Raw genomic sequence first — 3843 nt, forward strand, 5'->3', positions numbered from 1 at the left:
TATGCCCCATTGACTCAAGTGTGATCTGTGCCATACATTTTCCGTAACCTGAATCGCCTTTCAGGTTAGTGCTCCAAACCCCGGCCCGTCCGGCACGCAATGCACCCAAGCTGCACCCAATGCACCCACTGCAGACACCGCACTGAAAGGCACACCACCGTGAAGGCAACAACGAAGTTCCTCCTCGCCACGGCCCTGACCTCCGGGCTGGCGCTGTCCGCCTGCGCCCCGGCCACGGACGCCGGCACCGCACCGGCAGAAGGCGGCGATGCACCATCCAGCGTCGACGTCGGAATCGTCTATTCCAAGACCGGGCCGCTGGCCGCCTACGGCGAGGCCTACTACGAAGGCCTGCAGGCGGGTATCGACTACGCCACCGACGGCACCGGCAAGGTAGGGGACACAGAGCTGAACATCACCTACCACGACGACGGCGGAGACCCGGACAAGGCTGTCACCGTCGCCAAGGACCTGATTGGGCAGGACTACAAGATCCTGGCCGGCACCGTCGTCTCCGGCATCGCGCTGAAGCTGGCCGAACAGGCTGCGCAGAACCAGGTCCTCTACATTTCCGGCCCTGCGGCAACGGACGCCATCCAGGGCATCAACAAGTACACCTTCCGCTCCGGCCGGCAGTCCCTGCAGGACGTGGCGACGGCGGGATCCTTCGTGGATGACCTGACCGGCAAGAAGGTAGTGGTCTTCGCCCAGGACAATGCCTTCGGCCAGGGCAACCTCGCCGCCGTCGAGGCAGTCCTCGGCGCTGAAGGCGCGGAAGTCTCCAGCGTGCTGGTTCCTGAAGACGCCACCGAGTTCACCCCGTTTGCCCGCCAGCTGATCGACGCCGCACCGGACATGGCCTTCGTGGCCTGGGCCGGGGCCACCTCGGGTTCAATGTGGCAGGCACTGGACCAGCAGGGTGCGTTCGACGCCGCGCCGATCGTCACCGGCCTTGGCGACGCCGCCACCTTCGGGGCCTACGGAGCGGCCGGCACCAAGATCTCCTTCCTTAACCACTACTTCCCGGGCGCCGGGGACAACGAGGTGGAAAAGGCCATGATCGAGTCCGTGGAAGCAGCCGGAAAGAAGGCCGACCTGTTCACGCCCGACGGCTTCGTGGCCGGGCAGATGATAGTCCAGGCCGTCCGTGAAGGCGGCAGCGACGTCGACGCGATGGTCTCCGCGCTGGAGGGCTGGAGCTTCGAAGGGCCCAAGGGCACTACGACAGTCCGTGCCTCGGACCACGCCCTGCTCCAGGACATGTACCAGGTCACGCTCAATGACCAGGGCGGAACCTGGGTTCCCACCCTCCTTGAAACGGTCGCTGCGGACTCAGTCGCTCCGCCGGAAGCCGCAAAGTAGGCCGTGGACCCCATGGACGCACCCACCGCCCTGGAACTCGCCGGCGTCGGACTCAGCATTGGCGGAGCCCGGATTCTCGACGACGTGAACCTCAACGTCCGCCGCGGCGAAATGCTCGGCGTGATTGGACCCAATGGCGCCGGCAAGACCACCTTGTTCAACGTCATCTCCGGACTGCTGCGCCCCACTGAAGGCACAGTATCCGTTTCGGGGAATGACGTCGGCAGGCTTGCCGTGCACCGCCGGGCGGCCGCGGGGCTGGGCCGGACGTTCCAGACCTCCAGCCTGTTCCCGCAGCTGAGCGTGCTTGAAAACGTCCGGTTGGCCGCCCAGGCGAAACTGGGCGGAAGCCTCTCCCTGCTGCGTTTCCCGCGCAGCGGGGATGAGGCCACCGTGATCGCCGGCGGGTGCATCGGCGAAGTTGGGCTGGAAGCCAAGGCTGCAGCCGTTGCCGGAGGCCTGTCCCACGGGGACAAGCGAAAGGTGGAAATCGCCATGCTCCTGGCCGCGGATCCTGCCGTGATCCTGCTCGACGAGCCCATGGCCGGGGTCGGTTCCGGGGACATCGCCGGCCTCTCCGACGTCATTCGCAGGATGCACCGCGAATCCGGGCGCACCGTGCTGATGGTGGAGCACCACATGGAGGTGGTGCTGGGCCTGGTGGACCGGGTCGCAGTGATGCACCACGGCAGCCTCCTGGCGGCCGATACCCCTGAAGCAGTCATGGCCAATCCGCTGGTCCAAAGCGCCTACCTGGGAGAACCTGTCTGATGAACACCGCAGCAGCACCCATCCTGAGGGTGCACAGCCTTTCCGCCTCCATCGGCGGCCAGCAGGTCGTCGAGGACGTCAGCTTCGAGGTCCCTGCCTCCGGCGTCACCGCACTGCTGGGCCGCAACGGCGTGGGCAAGACCAGCACCATCAAGGCCATCATTGGCCTGATTTCGCGTACCGGCGAAGTGGAGCTCGACGGCGAGCGCATCGACGGCGCTGAAACGCACCGGATCATCGCCCGGGGAGTGGGCTACGTGCCGGAGGACCGGGAAGTCTTTTCCCGGCTCACGGTCGCGGAGAACCTCCGCCTCGCCGAGCGCGACGGGCATCCCCGGCGGCAGCTGGTGGAGGACCTTTTCCCGGACCTGGTCAAGCGCTCCGCCCAGATGGCCGGCACGCTCAGCGGCGGCCAGCAGCAAATGGTCTCCCTGGCCCGCGCCCTGCTGAACACGAACAAGGTGCTCCTGGTGGATGAACCCACCAAGGGACTGGCACCGAAGATCGTTCAGGAAGTTGGCGAGGCACTGGCTGAAGCAGCCCGTACCGTGCCGATCCTGCTGGTGGAGCAGAACCTCACAGTGGTGAGGCAGCTGGCCTCCACCGTCACCGTGCTCTCAGGCGGAAAGGTTGCGGTGACGGGCATGGACGCCGGGGAGTTCCTTGAGGACACGGACCTCAACCACCGCCTGCTGGGTGTCCACACCGGCAGTGCAGGACAAGCGCCCAACCCCGCGGGCACGGCCGCACCGAAAGGAGCCTGAGGCATGAGCACCATCATCCTGCTCACCGTTACGGGCCTGGGGCTGGGGGCCCTGTATTTCCTGGTGGCATCCGGCCTGTCCCTGATCTACGGGCTGATGGGCGTGCTGAACTTTGCCCACGGTTCCTTCCTGACCCTCGGGGCCTTCATCGGCTGGCAGACTGCCCAGGCACTCGGTGCCGGAGGCTGGGGAGTCTTCTTCATCTCCCTGGCTGTTGGAGCTGTGACCGGAGCCGTGTTTGCCGCACTGACTGAACGCATCCTCATCCGGCCGCTGTACCAGCGCCACATTGAGCAGGTGCTCGTGACCGTGGGCCTGTCACTGGCCTCGGTGGCCCTGTTCGAAGGAATCTGGGGAACCGACCCGTCCTTCATCACGGGCCCGGCCTGGTTGAAGGAAACCACGGAGCTGTTCGGCGCCAGGATTCCCAACGACCGGTTCGTCGCCATCCTGGCCGCGGCCCTCGTCCTGGGTGCCCTGCTGCTGTTCCTGAAGAAGACCCGGTACGGAATGATCATCCGGGCCGGGGTGGAAAACCGGTCCATGGTCACGGCACTCGGCATCGACGTCCGCAAGGCCTTCACCCTGGTATTCACCATTGGCGGGGCGGCCGCCGGCATGGGCGGTGTACTGGCCAGCCACTACTTCGGCTACGTCTCCCCGCTGCTGGGCGGTTCGCTGCTGATCTTCGCGTTCATCGTGACGGTGATCGGCGGCCTGGGATCACTGACCGGCGCCGCACTGGCCTCGGTGGCGGTCGGGATTCTCCAGCAGTTCGCAAACTTCTACTGGGGTGTGGGCGACTTTGTGGTGGTCCTGCTCCTCGCCGCGGTCCTGCTGGCCAGGCCCGCGGGACTGATGGGAAAGGCGGTAACGGCATGAGTGCGGCCCAGGTCCGGGAGGACACCAAAACTGCGCCGGCGGCCCGGCGGGCAAGCAAGGCACG

At 66.1% G+C, this 3843-nt stretch carries 4 protein-coding genes; all 4 read left to right on the forward strand.

Annotated elements, in window-relative coordinates; translation table 11 throughout:
- Nucleotides 1-159: 159 nt before the first annotated feature.
- Genes ABFX29_RS09515 through ABFX29_RS09530 form a run of 4 tightly spaced genes read left to right on the forward strand, consistent with a single transcriptional unit; the run spans nucleotide 160 to nucleotide 3779 of the window.
- Complete coding sequence (locus ABFX29_RS09515; RefSeq protein ID WP_246167307.1) at nucleotides 160-1362, forward strand: substrate-binding domain-containing protein; 1203 nt, start codon at nucleotides 160-162, stop codon at nucleotides 1360-1362.
- 12 nt (nucleotides 1363-1374) lie between these two features.
- Nucleotides 1375-2133: an ABC transporter ATP-binding protein gene (locus tag ABFX29_RS09520; RefSeq protein ID WP_152226880.1), complete on the forward strand. Its 759-nt coding sequence runs from the start codon at nucleotides 1375-1377 to the stop codon at nucleotides 2131-2133.
- Nucleotides 2133-2897 (forward strand): ABC transporter ATP-binding protein, encoded by a 765-nt coding sequence (locus ABFX29_RS09525; protein WP_152226882.1) that lies wholly within the window; start codon nucleotides 2133-2135, stop codon nucleotides 2895-2897. The genes ABFX29_RS09520 and ABFX29_RS09525 overlap by 1 nt, the downstream gene beginning before the upstream one ends.
- Nucleotides 2898-2900: 3 nt before the next feature.
- The gene (locus ABFX29_RS09530) at nucleotides 2901-3779 is read left to right on the forward strand and encodes a branched-chain amino acid ABC transporter permease (RefSeq protein WP_152226884.1); all 879 of its coding nucleotides are present in this window, start codon (nucleotides 2901-2903) and stop codon (nucleotides 3777-3779) included.
- Nucleotides 3780-3843: the final 64 nt, after the last annotated feature.

Origin of the sequence: Arthrobacter gandavensis (assembly GCF_039528575.1) — a bacterium.
Lineage (GTDB): Bacteria > Actinomycetota > Actinomycetes > Actinomycetales > Micrococcaceae > Arthrobacter_B > Arthrobacter_B citreus_B.